Origin of the sequence: Actinomadura oligospora ATCC 43269 (assembly GCF_000518265.1) — a bacterium.
GTDB lineage: Bacteria > Actinomycetota > Actinomycetes > Streptosporangiales > Streptosporangiaceae > Spirillospora > Spirillospora oligospora.
In genome coordinates, this window is record NZ_JADG01000012.1 from 169504 (window position 1) to 187903 (window position 18400).

The 18400-nt window shown below is 74.2% G+C and carries 13 protein-coding genes; 4 read left to right on the top strand and 9 right to left on the bottom strand.

Annotation, left to right across the window (positions count from 1 at the left end):
* Positions 1-27 precede the first annotated feature (27 nt).
* The 3 genes from P696_RS0120925 to P696_RS0120935 form a co-directional block, all read right to left on the bottom strand.
* Positions 28-837, bottom strand: coding sequence for a class I SAM-dependent methyltransferase (locus P696_RS0120925; RefSeq protein WP_034486185.1), 810 nt, complete (start codon positions 835-837; stop codon positions 28-30).
* A 135-nt stretch (positions 838-972) separates the two neighbouring features.
* Positions 973-4347 carry an ATP-dependent helicase gene (locus P696_RS0120930; RefSeq protein WP_026413861.1) on the bottom strand — a complete coding sequence of 1125 codons (3375 nt, stop codon included), beginning with the start codon at positions 4345-4347 and terminating at the stop codon, positions 973-975.
* Complete coding sequence (locus tag P696_RS0120935) at positions 4344-7625, bottom strand: ATP-dependent helicase (protein ID WP_026413862.1); 3282 nt, start codon at positions 7623-7625, stop codon at positions 4344-4346. The genes P696_RS0120930 and P696_RS0120935 overlap by 4 nt, the downstream gene beginning before the upstream one ends.
* Before the next feature lie 338 nt (positions 7626-7963).
* Here P696_RS0120935 and P696_RS54630 point away from each other — a divergent pair, with 338 nt between their 5' ends.
* Positions 7964-8866 carry a polysaccharide deacetylase family protein gene (locus P696_RS54630; protein WP_245627752.1) on the top strand — a complete coding sequence of 301 codons (903 nt, stop codon included), beginning with the start codon at positions 7964-7966 and terminating at the stop codon, positions 8864-8866.
* Between the two features lie 80 nt (positions 8867-8946).
* Here P696_RS54630 and P696_RS0120945 read toward each other — a convergent pair whose 3' ends face one another.
* The 5 genes from P696_RS0120945 to P696_RS0120965 form a co-directional block, all read right to left on the bottom strand.
* Entirely contained in the window at positions 8947-9267 is a 321-nt protein-coding gene (locus P696_RS0120945) for an MGMT family protein (protein ID WP_026413863.1), read from the bottom strand.
* A 449-nt stretch (positions 9268-9716) separates the two neighbouring features.
* Positions 9717-10913: a S8 family serine peptidase gene (locus P696_RS0120950; protein ID WP_026413864.1), complete on the bottom strand. Its 1197-nt coding sequence runs from the start codon at positions 10911-10913 to the stop codon at positions 9717-9719.
* Complete coding sequence (locus P696_RS0120955; RefSeq protein ID WP_026413865.1) at positions 10907-11638, bottom strand: hypothetical protein; 732 nt, start codon at positions 11636-11638, stop codon at positions 10907-10909. Before P696_RS0120955 ends, P696_RS0120950 begins: the two co-directional genes overlap by 7 nt.
* 48 nt (positions 11639-11686) lie before the next feature.
* A complete protein-coding gene (locus P696_RS47015) occupies positions 11687-13387 on the bottom strand; it encodes a S8 family serine peptidase (RefSeq protein WP_245627753.1) in 1701 nt (566 codons plus the stop codon).
* Positions 13388-13389: 2 nt separating this feature from the next.
* Complete coding sequence (locus tag P696_RS0120965) at positions 13390-14202, bottom strand: hypothetical protein (RefSeq protein WP_051467943.1); 813 nt, start codon at positions 14200-14202, stop codon at positions 13390-13392.
* Between the two features lie 208 nt (positions 14203-14410).
* On the opposite strand from P696_RS0120965, the gene moeZ reads away from it, so the two are divergent.
* The 3 genes from moeZ to P696_RS0120980 all read left to right on the top strand — a co-directional run bounded on the left by moeZ (position 14411) and on the right by P696_RS0120980 (position 17215).
* Complete coding sequence (gene moeZ, locus P696_RS0120970) at positions 14411-15592, top strand: adenylyltransferase/sulfurtransferase MoeZ (RefSeq protein ID WP_026413867.1); 1182 nt, start codon at positions 14411-14413, stop codon at positions 15590-15592.
* 451 nt (positions 15593-16043) lie between these two features.
* A complete protein-coding gene (locus tag P696_RS47020; RefSeq protein ID WP_157429822.1) occupies positions 16044-16346 on the top strand; it encodes a hypothetical protein in 303 nt (100 codons plus the stop codon).
* Positions 16347-16444: 98 nt separating this feature from the next.
* Entirely contained in the window at positions 16445-17215 is a 771-nt protein-coding gene (locus P696_RS0120980) for an SGNH/GDSL hydrolase family protein (RefSeq protein WP_026413868.1), read from the top strand.
* 43 nt (positions 17216-17258) lie between these two features.
* Here P696_RS0120980 and ku read toward each other — a convergent pair whose 3' ends face one another.
* Positions 17259-18338 (bottom strand): non-homologous end joining protein Ku, encoded by a 1080-nt coding sequence (gene ku / locus P696_RS0120985; protein WP_026413869.1) that lies wholly within the window; start codon positions 18336-18338, stop codon positions 17259-17261.
* Positions 18339-18400: the final 62 nt, after the last annotated feature.

Consider the following 18400-nt stretch of genomic DNA (forward strand, 5'->3'; position numbering starts at 1 on the left):
AACGTTTGGTCGAGAAACCCGACCGGTTCAGCCCGCTATCGCCTGAATGAAGGCGTGCGCGTGAGTGAAGTGGAGGTTGCCGTCCATGAAGGCGGGCCGCATGCCGGTCGGCGCGCCCCCGGCGAGCTCGGCCTCCAGCTCCTTGCGGATCGCGGCGGACGTCTCGTCCGGTGTCCGGGTGAACGCCAGCCACGGGTCGAGCGGGCGGACGACGTCGAAGCGTTCGACGCGGCGGACCTCGGCCCCGGCGGCGGTGAGCATCGCGGCGATCTCGGCCTCGGTGCGCAGGGTCGCGTGGGACGGGTCGCGCAGCCGCTCGATCCTGTCGGGGTCGCCGGTCGCGCCGTCCGGACGGACGGTCTCGGCAGGGCCCGGACGGACGATGTCGGCGACGACGATCGCCGCGCCCGGCCGGGCGACGCGGACCATCTCGCGGACGACCGCCTCCGGGTCGTCCACCTGGTGCATCGAGAACCGGGTGAGGACGAGCGTGAAGGAGCGGTCGAGGTAGGGCAGGCCGTTCGCGTCTCCCCTGGTGAACGTCATGTTCGTGACACCGGACGCGTCGGCGGCGCGCTTGCCCTCGGCGAGCATCGCGGGGGTCAGGTCGAGCGCGGTCACGTGGCGGACGCGCGCGGCGATGGCGCGCGAGACCAGGGCCGTCCCCGCCGCGACCTCGAGGACGACGTCGTCGAGGTCGAGTTCGGGCTCCATGAACCGGACGAGCCGTCCGAGCTGGGCGGTGAAGGCGGAGTTGCGGCGCGGGTCGGCGAAGCCCTCCGCCTGCCTCGTGAACTCGCGCACGATCTTGTCGCCGTGCTTTTCGACAGGGGACACCGCCACGCCGCCTCCTAGGGTTCCCCGGGATCTTCCCCGTTTCCTCCGGCTCTGAACGGCGCGGCGGCCACCTGTTCCGGCGGCAGGCAGGGCGGCCGGTCGGGCCGCGGATCAGGCGGTGGGTCAGGCCGCGGGTCAGGCGGCGGGGACCTTGTCCAGCAGGGCCGCGAGGCCCGCCCCGTCGAGCAGGTCGGCCGGACGGATCGTGTGGTTCGCCTTCACGTAGTGGAAGGCCGCGCTGACCTGGTCCAACGGGACGCCCGCGAGCTCGGCCCAGGCGACCCGGTAGGCGGCGAGCTGGACGGCGGCGGCGTCGGCCTTCGCGCCGTCCGGGGGCAGGCCGGTCTTCCAGTCGACGACCTCGTAGGTGCCGTCGGCGTTGCGGAACACCGCGTCCATGCGGCCCCGGACGAGCCGGTCGCCGATGATCGTCTCGAACGGGACCTCGACGTCCAGCGGCTCGCGGTTCGCCCACTCGGACCGCTCGAACATCTCCTGGAGCCGGTCGAGCTGGGAGTCGTCGGACGCGTCGTCGTCGGCGGATCCGGGCAGCTCGCCCATGTCCATGAGGCGCTGCTGCCCCCACCGGCTCTCCAGCCACGCGTGGAACGCGGTGCCCCGGCGGGCGTAGGGAGCGGGCTGGCGCGGCATCGGACGGCGGATCTGCCGGGCCAGCGCTCCCGGGTCCCCCGCGAGCGTGACCAGGGACGACACGGTCAGGTTCGCGGGAAGCTCGACCAGCAGGCCGTCGCCGGACCGGCCCCGGTCGCGCTCGGCCAGCAGCAGTTCGACGTCGCGCGCCCACGCGGTCATGCGGCCCCGCTCGTCGTCCGAGAGGCCGTCGGTGCCCGCCCACAGGCCGGTGCTGCCCTGCATCGCGTCCCGGACCATCCCGGCGGCCTCGACGATCGCGTCGTACCGGGCGCGCGCGGACGAGTCGGAGTTGCCGAGGTCGCCGGGCGCGACCGGCCACTCGGCCTCCTGGTCCTCGGTGAGCAGCGGGTTCGTGTCGTCCTCGCCGGGCGGGTCGGTCCAGACGGCGACCGTGCCCGCGCCCGCGACGCACACCTCGCGGACCTCCTCCAGGTACGGGGACGGCCCGACCGGACGGCTCGACCCGCCCCACCAGTAGCCCGTCGCGATGAGCAGCGCGGACGCCCGGGTCAGCGCGACGTAGGCGAGCCGCCGCTCCTCCAGCAGGTCACGCCGGATCGACTGCTCGTCGAAGCGGGCGAGGTCGTCCTTCTCCAGTCCGCCGAGTTTCGGCAGGTCGGCGTAGTCGCCGCGCAGCGGGAACGGCAGGACGCGGGGGTTGGCCGTCCAGCGGGTGGTGTTCTGGGGCGGGGACGGGAAGATCGAGCCCTTCGCCGGGGCGCCGTTCTTCTGCGGCACCGAGGTCAGCCCCGGCACGACGACGACCGGCCACTCCAGCCCCTTGGACGCGTGGACGGTCAGCAGCTTCACGCTGTTGGTCTCGCCGACCCGGCCCGCCTCCAGGCCGAACTCCTCGGACTCGGCGGCGGTCAGGTAGGCGAGGAACGCGCCGAGCGTCGGGTCCTCGGCGTCCCCGGCGAAGTCGGCGGCGGCGCCGACGAAGGCGTCCAGGTCGGCGCGGGCGGTGACCGGGTCGAGTCCGGACCGCGCGGCCACCTCGATGTCGAGGCCGAGCGTCCGCTCGACCTCGGCGACCAGGTCGGGCAGCGGCAGCCCGGCCTGGGACCGCAGGTGGCGCAGCTCGTCGCGCAGGCGCCGGAGCCGTCCGAAGCCCTCCGGCGAGTACGCGGACGGGTCGCCGAGGTCGTCCAGGGCGTCGACCAGGCTGCCGGTCTCCTGGTTCAGCTCGGACACGAGCTGCCGCAGCGGGTCGCTCTCCGCGACCCCGGCCTCGCCCTCGGCCTCGGACGGTTCGGCGGGCGCGTCCTCGGGCGAGGGCTCCGGCGGGGTGACGTCGCGGGCCTGCTCGTTGGCGAGCGCGCGGGCGCGGCGTCCGAGCGCCACCAGGTCGCGCGGGCCGAGCCGCCAGCGCGGGCCGGTGAGCAGCCGCGCGAGCGACGCCCCGGCGGTCGGGTCGTGCATGACGCGGAGCGTCGCGACGACGTCCTGCACCTCCGGGACGGTCAGCAGGCCGCCGAGCCCGACCACCTCGACCGGCACGTCCCGCAGTTCGAGGGCACGCCTGAGCAGCGGGAACTGCGACCGCTTGCGCGCCAGGACGGCGATGTCGGACCACTTCAGCGGCTCGTCCCCGGCCGGGCCGCCGTCCGGGGCGTACTCGGTCGGGCCCATCAGCTGGACGATCCGCTCGGCGATCCGGTCGGCCTCGTCCTCGACCGTGCCGAACAGCGCGCACTCGACCCGGCCGCGCCCGTCGCGCCCGGCGCCGGGGACGAGGACGGGCACGTCGCGGGCGTCCTCGCGCAGCTCGGCCTGGACGCGCGCGGCGGCGTCCAGGATGCGCTCGCCGTTGCGGAAGCTGCGGCTGAGCTTGTTGATCGGCGCGAGCTCGGCCGGGACGGTCCCGACCGCCGGACGGCGCGGGAAGTCGTGCGCGAACCGCAGCAGGTTGCCCGCGCTCGCGCCGCGCCACCCGTAGATCGACTGGCACGGGTCGCCGACCGCCGTCACCGCGTGCCCGCCGCCGAACAGCGAGGTCAGCAGGACGAGCTGGGCCTGGCTGGTGTCCTGGTACTCGTCCAGCAGGACGACCGAGAACCGCGACTTCTCGATCATCCCGACCTCGGGGTGGTTGCGCGCGATCCGCGCGGCGAGGGCCATCTGGTCGCCGTGGTCGATGACCTCGCGTTCGCGCTTGGCCTGCTGGTAGCGCTCGATCAGCGGCATGAGCTGCTCGCGCACCTCGTGCTTGGCGAGGATGTCCTTCTGCGCCTTCAGCGGCTTCTTCAGCGCGGCGAACATCGTGTCGAGGCGCTCGCCGATCCGCCGGATGTCGTCCGGGGTGCGCAGGTGCTCGGAGAGGTCTCCGCCGAGCTCCATGACGGCCTTGGTGACCGTGTCCGGCGACCACTCGATCTTGTCCATCGGACCGGCGTAGGCGTCCACCACGCGCGAGCACAGCTGCCAGGCGACGGCCGGGGAGATCAGCCGCATCGTCGGCTCGAGCGCCTCGCGCAGGGCGTGGTCGCCGAACAGCCGCGCCGCGTACGCGTGGTAGGTCGAGACCATCGGCTCGCCGTCGAAGATCTGCTCGCCGCCGAGCCGCTCCAGCTCGTGCGCGGGAAGCTGCTCGCGCAGCGTGTCGAGCCGTTTCCGGACGCGGACGCCGAGCTCGGCCGCCGCCTTCCGGGTGAAGGTCAGCCCGAGGACGCGCTCAGGCCGGACGAACCCGTTCGCGACCAGCCAGACGACCCGCGCCGCCATCGTCTCGCTCTTGCCGGACCCGGCGCCCGCGATCACCGCCATCGGCGCGAGCGGGGCCTCGATGACCCGCGCCTGCTCCTCGGTCGGCTCCGGCACCCCGAGCAGCCGCGCCAGCTCCGCCGGAGTGATCATGGACCGACCTGTCCCCCCGTCTCGTGCACTGGGCAGCAGGACCGTACCGGGCAGGTCCGACACTTGTCGTTCGCGCGCGCCTGGAAGACCTCGCTGGCCATCCCGGTCGCGACGATCTCGACCAGCTTCTTCGGCCACTCGGGATCAGGGTCGTCGGAGGGCGGCGGCTGCTCCTGCTCGCGGACGCGGTTCGCGAACGCCGCCTTCCCCACCTGGACCAGCTTCGCGCCACCCGGCTCGACCAGCCCGTGCCGCTGGAACGCGCCGAGCATCACCGCGTACTGGTACACGCCGAGCTGCGGATGCCGGGCCAGGTCGTTCTTCCCGACCGCCGTCGTGGACGTCTTGATGTCGATGATCACCGCGCGGCCCTCGGCGTCCCGCTCGGCGCGGTCGATGCGTCCCTTGATGACGACGCGGCCGAGGTCGACCTTGAACGACTCCTCCAGCGCGACGACCTCGTTCGGGTTCTCCCGGTTCCAGGTGAGGAACCTGTCGACCATCGTCGCGGCCTGCTCGCGCTGCTTCTCGGAGTACCACGACGACCGGAAGTCCAGGTCGTTCCAGATGTCGTCCAGGCGGCGCGCGACGTCCACCTCGGTGACGCCCTCGTCCGCGCCCGCCATCTCGGCGACCGCGTGCACGACCTTGCCCATCGTCGAGTACTCGTTCGGCCCGCCCTCCTGCGCGCCGACCGCCGAGGTCAGCAGCCAGCGCAGGCCGCAGGTCGTGAACGTCTCGACCTGGGACGGCGAGATGGTGATCTGCTCGTCCTCGGCGAACGCCGGGCCCGCGTCCGACAGGGCCGTGATCGCGTACCAGTTCTCCGGACGCGCGCCGCGCACCCCCGCGCGCGCGAGCCGCGCCAGGTGCCCGGCCGCCGCCCTCCGCATCGGCGCCGGACGGCTCGGATCGGCGACCGCCGAACGCAGGTCGGCGACCAGCGCGGACAGCGACAGCCAGCGCGTCCGCTCGTCCAGCTGGGACTGCTCGATCGCGCCGGGCAGCAGCTCGTTCAGGAACCGGGACGGCCGCTCCTCGGTGTCGTCCCCGCCGACGGCCGTCACGACGAGCCTCCTGCGCGCGCGTGTGACGGCGACGTAGAACAGGCGGCGCTCCTCGTCCAGCATCTTCGCCGACAGGGACGCCCCGGCCGCCGCGCCCTCGTCCGGCACCTGCGACCCGGCGGCGTGCTCCACGAGCTCCTCGACGCCGAGCAGCGAGCCGCGCAGCCGGACGTCCGGCCAGACGCCCTCCTGGACGCCCGCGACGACCACCACGTCCCACTCCAGGCCCTTCGCGCGGTGCGCGGTCAGGATCCGGACGGCCTCGCCCTCGGGCGCGCTCTCGGCGAGCGTGTCCCCGGCGATCTCCTGCGCGGAGATCGTGTCGACGAACAGCTCGGGGCCCGCCTGCGGCAGCCGGTCGACGAACCGCGCGGCGGCGTCGAACAGCGCGACGACGGCGTCCAGGTCGCGGTCGGCGGACGCGCCGCGCATGCCGCCGCGGACGCTCTGCTCCAGCAGGACGTCCGCCTGCCCGGACTCGTTCCACACCTCCCACAGCACGTCCTCGGCGCTGCCGCCCTCGGCCGCGCGCCGCCGCGCCACCTCGATCAGCCGCGCGATCCGCTCGGCGGGCGCCCGCACCTTCTCGTGGACCAGCACCAGCTCGCGCGGGTCGTCCACGGCCGCGACGAGCAGCTCGGCCAGGTCGCGGCGTCCGCCGGAGATCTCCTCCAGGTCGCGCAGCGCCCGCTTGAGCCGCCGCATCGCGAGGGCGTCGGCGCCGCCGAGCGCGCTGGTCAGCAGGTCCTCGGCGATGACCTCGTCGAGGAAGTCCTTCTTGAGCGCGGCGCGCAGCAGGACCAGGAACGGCCGGACGGCGGGCTCCCCGACCAGCGGAACCTCGTCCCCGGCGACGACGACGGGCACGCCCGCCTGCGACAGGGCGCGGCGCAGCGTCGGCACCTGCCGCACCGCGCTGCGGACGAGCACCGCCATCCGCGACCAGGGCACCCCGTCCAGCAGGTGCGCGCGGCGCAGCTCGTCCGCGACGAGCGCCGCCTCCTGGGACTCCGAGTCGGCGATGACGGCCCGGACCTCTCCCGCGATCCCCTCGTCCGCCTCGCCGCGCACGGCGGACGAACCGGACCCGGCGGGGGCGTCCGGTGTGTGCGGTGCGCCCGGCGTGCGTGAGGTCCCCGCCTCAGCGGGGGCGTCCGCCTCGGCGGGGGCGTCCGGGAGGTCGGAGGGGTGGCGGAGGGCCCGGTGCTCGGCGGCGAGGGCCGTCCCGGCGGGGAGGCGGCGGGCGATGCGGCGGGACGCGACGAGCAGCTCGGGGGCCATGCGGCGGCAGGTGCGCAGCGCGACGACGGGCGCGGGGTCGCCCGTCAGCGTGCGGAAGCGCTGGGGAAACTCCAGGATGCCCCGGACGTCCGCGCCCCGGAAGCCGTAGATCGACTGGTCCGGGTCGCCGACGACGACGAGGTCGCGGCCGTCGCCCGCCAGGTGCCGGAGCAGGTCCTCCTGGGCGGGGTCGGTGTCCTGGTACTCGTCGACGAACACGACGTCGTAGGCGTCCCGCTCGCGGAGCCGGACCTCCTCGTCGGCCAGCGTCCCGGCCGCGATGTGGATCAGCTCGCCGTAGTCGAACGTCGGCGTCGGGTCGAGCGCGAACCGGTCGCCGTACCGGTCGACGAACCCGGCGACGGCGGGCCAGTCGTCGCGTCCGCGCAGCCGCCCGAGGCCCTCCAGGTCCTCGGGGAGGACGCCGCGCTCGCCCGCGCGGAGCATGAAGTCGCGCAGCTCCTCGGCGAACCCGCGGGTCGCGAGGGTCTCGTGGAGCCGCTGGGGCCAGCCGCGCGCGCCGTCCATCAGCTCGCCCTGGAGCAGCCGCCGCACCTCCAGGAGCTGCTCGGGGCCGGTCAGCAGCCGGGGCGCGGGCTCGTCGTTCAGGACGGCGTCGCGGCGCAGCAGCGCGTAGGCGTAGCTGTGGAAGGTGAGCGCGAGGGGCGTGCGGGTGGTGCGGCGCATCCGGCCGGTGATCCGCTCGCGCAGCTCCCCGGCGGCCTTGCGGCTGAACGTCAGGACGAGCACCCGCTCGGGGTCGACGCCCCGGTTCTCGATGCGGTCGACGACCGCCTCGACGATCGTGGTGGTCTTCCCGGTGCCCGGCCCGGCCAGCACCAGCAGCGGCCCTCCGGCATGCTCGACGACCGCGCGCTGCCGCTCGTCCAGAGCGGGCGCGACGGTACGCGCGGGACCCGCGCGACGCACGAGACGATACGAGGCTGCTGACACGACCCTTCATTGCAGCAGATCATCACGACTCCCCCGACCACATCCGCCGCATGTCGCCCATGTCCCGCAGGGTGAACACCCGAACACACGCCTCCCACCTGCGGAGGGACGACGCAGCGTCGCCGGATCGTCACGCGTCCGCGCGCGGGACGGACGGGAGAGTCGATCTTCGGCATGAGTTCAGCTGGCATTCAGCATCTTTTCCGTTGATTCAGGAGTTTCACCGAGGCCACGCGGGCACGTTGGCGGTACGGTGCCCGCACATCGACCGCCCGCAGGCCGACGCCCGCGGGCCGACGACCACGCTCGAAGGGGTGGGAACGACGGACCCGCGCGACCACGGCCAGTCCCCCGATCCGGACGCGACCCGCGGCGACCCGCCCCCCGCCGTCCCCCCGGCCGGGCGGCGCGTCAACCGGCGGGCGGTGGTGTTCGGCGGTCTCGCGGCGGCCGGGCTGACGGCCGCGACCGCGTTCGCCGCCGACGAGTTGCTGACCGGCGGGACCGTCCGGCACGACGCGGGGCACGCCGCCGGGATGGCGGGGCCGCGCCCGAGCGTCCCGCCGCGGCGCACGGCGCCGCCCGCGAGCTGGACGGAGGCGCCGCTGCGGTCCAGTCGGACGCCCCTGTTCGACCTGCGCGAGCTCGCGCCCCCGGCGCCGCCGGCCGCCGTCGCGCTGACCATCGACGACGGCCCGCACCCCGTCTACACGCCGATGATGCTCGACCTGCTCGCCGAGAACGGCGTCAAGGCGACGTTCTCGGTGATCGGCTCGCAGGTGCGGACGTACCCGAAGCTCGTCGCGCGGATCGCGGCGGGCGGGCACCAGATCTCCAACCACTCGCAGACGCATCCGAGCCCGTTCGCGGCGATCGGGCGCGACCGCATCCGCCGCGAGATCATCGAGGCGAAGGAGCGGATCGAGAACGCGGCCGGGTACTCCCCGAGGTTCTTTCGCTCGCCGGGCGGCGACTGGAACCGGTACATCTTCGAGCTGTGCCGGAGCGAGGGCATGATGCCGATCGCGTGGAACATCGACCCGCGCGACTGGTCCCGCCCGGGGACGCCGCACATCCGCCGCGCGATGCTCGCCGCGAAGGCCGGGGACGTCCTGCTCTGCCACGACGGCGGCGGCGACCGGCGCCAGACCATCGAGGCGCTCCGGACCGTCCTGCCCGCCCTGAAGAAGCGCGGCCTGACCTTCGTGGCCCTCTGACCCTCGCGGCCCTCTGACCCGCGCGGCCTTCCCCCCCTCGCGGCCCTCCGGCCTTCGCGGGCCTCTGCCCCTCGCGGGCTTCAGCCCCCGGCGTCGCCCGGGCCGTCCCAGCGGGCGCGGCGCATGTCGACGCGGCGGCCGTCCGGACGGAGCGGGGTGCCCTCGACGCGGTACTCCTCCATCGCGCGCACCTCGTGCCCGGACGCCGGGCTGCCGTCGGCGCGCACCACCCGCCACCACGGGACGCCGCCGCCGAACAGCGACATCACCCGTCCGACCTGGCGCGGCCCGCCCACGCCGAGCAGCTCGGCGATGTCCCCGTAGGCGAGCACCCGGCCGGGCGGGATGCGTTCCACGGTGTCGAGCACGAGCTCGGCGTACTCGTCAGGTTCCGAGATCACCCGGGGATTCTCCCGCGTCCGGACGTCCCGCCGCGACCCGCGACCGCGACCCACGCGACGAGCCTGCACCTGACAGAGGTACCTTCAGCGGCGCTCTGGCTGGTCTCCGCCGCCGGACGGGTCGTCCTGCTTGCTGAAGGACTTCTGCTTGGGGAAGAGGTCGGTGGCGGGGAGGCGTTGCCAGCGGGTGGCGAGCTCCCGGGCCCCGGCCTTGCCGACCTCGGCCGTGGTGGGCTTGCGGACGAGCCGGACGACGATCGCCGTGCCGCCGCCCGCGACGGCCAGCAGGCCAACAGGAGCAGGAGGGCGATGGCCGCGCGGGGACGGCGGCGGGTGGACGGGGGCTGGACGGGCGCGGGAGTGGGTGAGGGCCCGTCCAGGTCGTGGGAGGTCTCGGTGGACTCCTCCGCTGAGGGGATTTCTGACACGAACGGGGATCTAACAGGAAGTCAATCAACAGAGTGATCGAATTCCGGATTGGGACGGCGCCGAAGGGTGATGACGGACAAGATCAACCCGACCAGCGCGAGGAGGCCCGCGACCGCGCCCCCCACCACCAGCGACGTCGGGTGCCGGACGACCCGGACCGGCGGCCGGACGCCGACCGCGCGCGCCGGGTCGACGCCGAGGCCGCTCGTCCGGGCTCCCGCGAGCCTGTCGGACGCGTCGAGCGCGGCGGCGGCGTTGACGCGGCCGAACCCGATGCCCAGGTCATAGCCCCCGGACGGGCGGCTCCGGGCGCTCTCCACCAGCGCCTGCGCGACCAGCGCGGGCGCCATTCCCGGGTGCCGCGACCGGATGAGCGCCGCGATTCCGGACACGAAGGCGGTCGCGGGGCTCGTCCCGTCCCCGACCCAGTACCGGCCGTCCGGCCCCGCGCCGACGATCCGGACGCCGGGCGCGGAGACGACGACGGCCGAGTTGCGGTTGGAGAAACCGGCGTGGCGTCCGTCCGCGTCGACGGCGGCGACCGAGATCACGCCCGGGAAGGACGCGGGATAGGTGTACGGCGGGTGCCCGTCCGTCCTCGCCGGGCGTCCGGCTCCGCCGTTGCCCGCCGCCGCGACCACCACGACGCCCTTGCTGACCGCGTGGGCGACGGCGTCCCGCTCGGCGGGCAGGGGGTACGCGCGGCCGAGGGACAGGTTGATGACGTCCGCGCCATGGTCGGCGGCGTAGCGGATGCCGCGCGCGATCGTCCCCTCGTAGCGCTTGTCCCCGCCGAACGTCTCGTAGCCCGGTTCGTCCCGTTCGAGGATGACCCGCAGCGCCAGGACGCGGGCCTCGGGCGCGACGCCGACCATGCCGTCCGCACCTCCGGGACCGTGGCCGTGACCTGCGATGATGGACGCCATGTTGGTGCCGTGCAGCCGCTTTGGAACGGTCCCATCAGGCGCGGCCCCGGCGGCGTAGTCGGGGCCGGTGACGACGCTCCCGGCGAGGTCGGCCTGAGACGCGTCCACGCCGGAGTCCAGGACCGCGACGGTCACGCCGCGTCCGCGTGAGGCGGCCCAGGCGCGCGGCACGTCCAGCGACGCGAGGACGGGCTCCATCTCGTCCCGAACCTGGTCGGCGTGGGCGCGCCCGGCGGACGGCACGCAGGTCAGCGCCGCCGCGAGCAGGACGGCGGGGAAGGCCCTCAGCACACCCACTCCCGCTCGCCGCAGCGGACGGCGGCGGGCGCGGCGAGGGGCCGCAGCACCCCCTCGACCAGCTGCGGGGCGAGCTCGGCGAGATCGTCCTGCCGCTGCCCGGCGCGCAGGGTCGGGCGTCCGTCGGCGTAACCGACCGTGGCGGCGACCAGGTACGGACCCCGCTGGGCGAGCGCCGCGGACTGCCGGGACGCGTCGCCGAACCGTCCGACGACCGAGCCGGGGAAGCCGAGCGCGCGCAGCCCGGGCGCGACCGCGCCCCGGCGCGGGAACCAGGGGGCGGCGGCGCGCGCGGACGGCTCGTCCGGGAAGGCGACGACGCCGAGCGTGACCGCGATGCCCTGGAGCTGGTCGAGGTAGGTGGCGCGCAGCGCGCCCCGGCAGCCGCGCACGGCCAGGGACGGGCCGAGCGGCGCGTCCACGGCGTCCTGGCAGGTCGTGGACGGGGAGACGCCGACGCGTCGGGCGTACTCGGGGCCGCCCTGGTCGAGGCTGTAGCGGAGCGCGCCGGGGAAGAGCCGTCCGGCGGGCCAGGCGCGCCAGCGTCCGGCGATCTCGACCGCGGACGCGGCGGACCGCTCGGCCGCCGTCGGCCCGCGCAGCAGCTCCCGCGCGAGCCGGGCCCCGGCCGCGACGAGGACGGCCAGGCACACGACGGCCGCCGCCAGCAGCATCCGCCGGGTTCCGTGCCCGGCCGTCGTGATCTCGGCACGGGCCACGAGCCGGAGCGTAGCCGATCGGACGATCTTGAAACGCCCCCGCCCGCCTCACGCCTGAGGCGGCGCCCCCCAGATCGGCGGCGTCCCCTGAGACGGCCTCGCCTCCTGATCCGCATCCCGCGAGGACGCGTCCCCCAACGACCCAAACCCCGAACCCGCATCCTGCGGAGACGTCGCCTGCTGGCGCGCGTCCTGCGGAGACGCGTCCTGTGCAGGCATCGCCTGCTGGCGCCCGTCCTGCGCAGGCGGGGCCTGCGGGGGCGCGAACTGCGGCGGCGTCGCCTGCTGGCGTGCGTCCTCCGCAGGCGCGAACTGCGGAGATCCGAACTGCGGGGGCGCGTCCTGCGGCGGTATGGCTTGCTGGTGCACGTCCTGCGGAGGCGTGCCCTGCGGCGCGAACTGGGGGGCGGCGGGCGGGGGCGGTGCGAAGTGTGAGGGTGGGGGTTGCGGTGTTACGAACTGCGGAGGCATCGCCTGTGGAGGCATCGCCTGCGGGGGCATGCCTTGCGGCGGGGTGTCGGGGTTCGGGTGGCGGCGGGCCAGGGTCACGGCGATCGCGACGGCGGCGACCGCGCCCGCGACGCCGCCCAGGATCACCACCACGACCACGACCTTCGCCCAGGTCGGACGGGCGATCACGGTCACGGGGCCGGGCTCGCCGCCCGCGCCGAACCGGGTGCCGCCGGGCTTGCCCTGGACGCCCTTCGGGATCGTGGCGAGCCGGTCGGCGGCGTTCAGCGCCTTCGCCGCGTTCACCTCGCCGTGCCCCAGGGACGCGTCGTACGAGGCCCCGCCGGACGGCGTGCTCGCGACGAGCGCCTGCGCGACCAGCGCGGGCGCGAGCTTGGGGTGCTTGGACCGGATCAGCGCCGCGATCCCCGAGACCAGCGCGGTCGAGTCGCTGGTGCCGTCGGTGACGTAGTACGCGCCGTGCTCGGGGCCGACGCCGGGCAGGTTCACGCCGGGCGCGGCGACGAGCACCGAGAAGTTCCGGTTCGAGAAGCCCGCGCGGACGTGCTTCCGGTTCGTCGCGGCGACGGCGATCACTCCCGGGTAGGACGCCGGGTAGGAGTAGGGCGCGTAGCCCTTCTCGTCGAAGCCCCGGCGCTTGTCGCCGTCGTTGCCGACGGCCGCGATCACCACGACGCCCTTGGAGACGGCGTAGCCGATCGCGTCGCGCTCGTCCGGCTGCTCGTCGTAGCGTCCGATGGACAGGTTGATCACGTCGGCGCCGTGGTCCACGACGTAGCGGATGCCGCGCGCGGTCGCGCCCTCGGCCTTCTTGGTCGTCTTGTAGGCCCGGAAGGACGGGTCCTCGGGCTCGGCGATGGCCCGCACCGCGAGGATCCGGGACTGCGGCGCGACGCCGATCACGCCGCCCCCGCCACCCGGCCCGCGGCCCTTCCCGGCGATGAGCATCGCCATGCTCGTGCCGTGCAGGCGGGCGGGCCTGGTCCGGCCGTCGATGGCGGCGAGCATGTCCGGCCCGGTCGTGACCTGGCCCGCGAGCTCGGGCTGCCCGGTCTGGACGCCGGAGTCGACGATCCCGACGGTGACCCCCGCCCCGCGCGTGACCTTCCACGCGGACGGCACGTCCATCGCGGTGAACGCGGGCTCCTGCGCATCCCGGACGGGATCGGCCAGCGCGACGTCCGCCCCGGCGCCCGCGAACGCGCCGACCCCGGCGAGCGGCCAGGCCAGCGCGAGCGCCGCCGCGACCGCCCCGGCCCGCCTCACCGAACGAATCAAGATCAGCACTTCCATTCGGGGCGGGAGCAGTCGGGCATGGCCTGGACGCCGAGGGTGCGCGCGATCTGGCGGGCGAGCTGCGGGGCGACCGCGAACGGGAAGTTGGGACGGCGCTCGGCGACGGCCGCGGCGGGCCGTCCGTCGGTCTCGCCGGACGAGGTCAGCACCAGGTAGGGGCCGCCGCGGTCGGCCGTGGAGTCCTGCCGGACGGGGTCGGTGAACCTCGCCGCGGCCGTCCCGGGGAACGCCACGGCCCGGACGCTGTTGCGCACCGGCGTCCCGTCCTGGTCGGTCGGCGTCTGCCGCAGGACGCGGTCGGCGGTCGTGGCGTCCGCGAAGGCCGCGACGCCGACGGTCACCGCGACGCCCTGGATCTGGTCGACGTAGGTCGCGCGGAGCACGGCCCGGCACCCGCCGCGGGTGAGGACGGCCGCGACGGACGGGTCGACGGACGCCGCGCAGTCGCTCTCGGGCGCGATCCCGGCGCGGTTCGCGTACTCGGTCCGGCCGCGCCGCACCTCGTAGGCGATCCGGTCCGGGAAGATCCGCTCGGCGGGCCAGGCCTCCCAGCGGCGGGCGACCTCGGCGCGGGCGGCCGTCTGGAGCTCGGCGTTGGTCGGGTCGCGGGTCAGCGACGTCCACGCCGAGACCAGCGCGGTCCCGCCGACGAGCGCGAAGACGCAGGCGAGGGCGGCGGCGACGAGCATCCACTGCCGCGCGCGCAGCCCGAGGACGGTCGGCCGCGGAGGTCCCGGCGGCTCCGCCGGGAGGCCGTGGAAGGGCGGAGGCTGCTGCATGGGGGGCTGGAACGCCACAACCGGAAAGGCTAACCCGGCAAAGCGCCGATCCGTCCCATCCCGCAGGGAACCCTCAGATGTCCGGGCAACCTCCAGAATGCCGTGTGAGCCGTCCCACCTGGGGACTCGCCGCCGGGAATGCGGTGGGACATGGCAAGGTTGTCCGTGAAAGGACGACGGCGTCCGCCCCCGTTAACCGCACCGCGTCAGCACAGGAGCACCCACCGTGTCGTTGCCACCGCTGGTCGAGCCCGCTCCGGAGCTCACCCGTGACGAGGTCAACCGCTACTCGCGGCACCTGATCATCCCCGACGTCGGGATGGCCGGGCAGAAGCGCCTGAAGAACTCCCGCGTGCTGTGCGTCGGCGCGGGCGGCCTCGGCTCGCCCGCCCTGATGTACCTGGCCGCGGCCGGGGTCGGCACCCTCGGCGTCATCGACTTCGACGTCGTGGACGAGTCGAACCTGCAGCGCCAGGTCATCCACCGGCAGTCCACGCTCGGCCTGCCGAAGGCCGAGTCCGCCGCCGCGACCGTCCGCGAGATCAACCCCCTGATCGACGTGGTGGTGCACAACACCGCGCTCGACCGCGACAACATCCTCGAGATCTTCGGTCAGTACGACCTGATCGTGGACGGCACCGACAACTTCGCCACCCGCTACATGGTGAACGACGCGGCCGTCCTGCTCGGCAAGCCCTACGTCTGGGGCTCGATCTACCGGTTCGACGGCCAGGCGTCGGTGTTCTGGTCCGAGCACGGCCCCTGCTACCGCTGCCTCTACCCCGAGCCCCCGCCGCCCGGCATGGTCCCGTCCTGCGCCGAGGGCGGCGTTCTCGGCGTGCTGTGCGCGTCCATCGGCTCGATCCAGGTGAACGAGGCCATCAAGCTGCTGACCGGCATCGGCGAGCCGCTGGTCGGACGGCTGATGATCTACGACGCCCTGGAGATGAGCTACCGGACGGTCAAGGTCCGCAAGGACCCGGACTGCCCGCTCTGCGGCGAGAACCCCACCATCACCGAGCTGATGGAGGACTACGAGGCGTTCTGCGGCGCGGTCTCCGAGGAGGCCACCCTGGCCGCCAAGGAGTCCACCATCTCCGTCCACGACCTCAAGTCCATGCAGGACCGGGGCGAGGACATCTTCCTCGTGGACGTCCGCGAGCCGAACGAGTACGAGATCGTCTCGATCCCCGGCGCGACGCTGATCCCGAAGGGCGAGTTCCTCAACGGGTCCGCCCTGGAGAAGCTGCCGCAGGACAAGCAGATCGTGCTGCACTGCAAGTCCGGCGTGCGGTCGGCCGAGGCCCTCGCCGTCGTGAAGAACGCGGGCTTCGGCGACGCGGTCCACGTCGGCGGCGGCATCGTGGCGTGGGTCAACCAGATCGACCCGAGCCTGCCGTCCTACTGATCCCGGCACGCTGGCCGGTTCCGGCCACCGAACGACCCCGAAGGCCCCTGGGCGCCCCCAGGGGCCTTCCGCGTTCCCAAGCGCCCGACTTCCGAGGCCCGAGGACCCGCGTTCCCGAGACCCGCGCCCAAGACGACGCCATACCTCATGTGACCTGCGAGGTTTCGGATGATCAACGGGAGGGCAGAGGCGTCCCATCAGGTTTCTGTGACCCGAAACCGCTTGTGATCTGGGTCACCGCTGGTCAGACTGAACGCGTTTCCGGTCCCGCCGCCCGCACGAGCGCGGGCCGCCAACGCCGCGACCCGCCGTGCTGGCCGGGCCGCGCACACCGCGCCGTGACCGGCGACCACATTCCTCAGCGCCCCGCACGCCGGGCTCCTGCTCCCGCAGGAGGCCGGCGTCTCGGCCGTGGCCGCCCGCCGCGTCCCGCACCGCACTTGGAGGAACGATGTCCACTCGGGTGACGACCGACGCCGAACGGGCGCTCGGCCACCTGGAGCACCTCGTCGACCGGCTGCGCTCGCGCGGCTGGCTGGTGGAGGTCGCGGCCCCGGGCGACCGGTGGCCGACGGCCCTGGTGAGCAACGGCGAACTGCCCGGCCTGAACGAGAGCGTGATCGCCGCCCCGGACCACTCCGGCGGCGACTGGTTCTACTACTTCGGCTGGGGGGAGCGCATCTCGCCGTGCGCCGAGCCCGACCGCGCCCTCGCCACGCTGGCCCGCGTCCTCGCCGTCCACACCGATCTCTGACCGGCGGCTCTCCGACCGGCGGCTCTCCGACCGGCGGCGTCCGCGCCACCCGTCCGGCCATGGACGTGGCGCTTGAGCTGGCCAAATACGATGGGGCCATGGCTTGGACGCGTTATGTTGCGATCGGCGACTCCTTCAGCGAGGGCATCGGGGACCCGTACCCGGACGGCCGTCCGCGCGGGTGGGCCGACCGGCTCGCCGAGGCCCTCTCCGAGCGGGAGGACGGCGTCGCCTACGCCAACCTCGCCGTCCGCGGGAAGCTGCTCGGCCAGATCATCGAGACGCAGGTGCCCGCCGCGCTGGAGCTCGGCCCCGACCTGGTGACCGTGTCCGGCGGCGGCAACGACCTGCTCCGTCCCGGGACGGACGTGGCCGACCTCGCCGTCTCCATGGACGCCGCCGTCGCGCGCCTGCGGGCGTCCGGCGCGGACGTCGTCCTGTTCACCGGGGTCGACCCGGCCGACTCGGCCGTGATCCGGCTGACCCGCGACCGGGTCGCCCGCTACAACGACCACCTCCGCGACATCGCCGCCCGGCACGGCGCGTTCGTCGTGGACCAGTGGGCCATGGACATCCTGCGCGACTGGCGCATGTGGGGCATCGACCGCCTGCACATGTCGCCGGAGGGGCACCGCCGCCTCGCGCTGGCCGTCCTGGAGGCCCTGAAGGTCCCGGACGCGGCCGACTGGCGCGAGCCGGAGCTGACCCCGCTGCCCGAGCTCAGCCGGGGCGCGCGGCTCCTCTTCGACGTCCGGTGGGCCCGCGCCCACCTGCTGCCGTGGGTCGGCCGCCGTCTGCGCGGCCACTCGTCCGGCGACACCGTCGAGCCCAAGCGCCCCACCCTGCAGCCGGTCGAACTCCAGCCCTGACCTGCGACGACACTCCCGTCCGCCTGGACGCCGACCCCGGCGGCTAGGCGGACTTGCGGGAGCGCGACCTGGGCGAGGCGCTCTTCTTCGCGCCCTTCGCGGCGCCCTTGGACGCGGCCTTGGCCGCGCCCTTGCGGGTCGTCCCACCACGCGCGGACGTACCGCCCCGTCCTGACGTCCCGCCGCCGGACGATGCGGTCTTCTTCGCCGGAGCGGTCTTCTTCGCCGGAGCGGTCTTCTTCGCCGACGCGGCCTTCTTCGCCGACGCGGCCTTCTTCGAAGAAGCCGACTTCTTGGCGGCGGCCTTCTTCGCCGGGGCGCGCTCCTTCCCGGCGGACCCGGCCGAGCCGCGGTCCTTCTTGGCGGCCTCGACGCTGGCGCGCAGGGCGCTCAGCAGGTCGGCGGCGGGCTCCGCGCTCGGCTCCTCGGCGGGCTGGACGACCTCGCGCCCCTCGACCTTGGCCTCGATGACGGCTTCGAGGGCCTCGCGGTAGGCGTCCTTGTACTCGTCGGGGTCGAAGTCGCCGGTCATGCTGTCGATGAGCGAGGTCGCCATCGACAGCTCCTGGCGGCGGACCTCGACGTCCTCGTCCAGGAAGGGGAAGTCGGGGGCGCGGACCTCGTCCGGCCAGAGCATCGTCTCCAGGACGAACACGCCGTCCCGGACGCGCAGCGTCGCCAGCGACTCGCGCTGCCGCAGCGCGACCTTCACGACCGCGACCCTGCCGGACTCCTCCAGCGCGTCCCGCAGCAGGACGTACGGCTTGACGCCCTGGGAGTCCGGTTCGAGGTAGTAGGTCTTGTTGAAGTAGATCGGGTCCACTTCCCCGGCGTCGACGAACTGCAGGACGTCCACCCGGCGGCTGCTGGTCAGGGGCAGGTCGGAGAAGTCGTCGTCGGTGAGCACGACGATCTCGCCGGACGGCAGCTCGTACCCCTTGGCGATGTCGGAGTACGCGACCTCCTCGCCGTCGACCGTGCAGACCCGCTTGTACCGGATGCGTCCACCGTCCTCGCGGTGGACCTGGTGGAAGGACACGTCCCGCTGCTCGGTCGCCGAGTACAGCTTGATCGGTATCGTGACCAGGCCGAACGAGATCGCGCCCTTCCAGATGCTGCGCATACAACGGTGCTTACCCGCCTGAGCCGTCCACAAGCAGGCGCCCCGCCCCCGGCCGGGCCCAC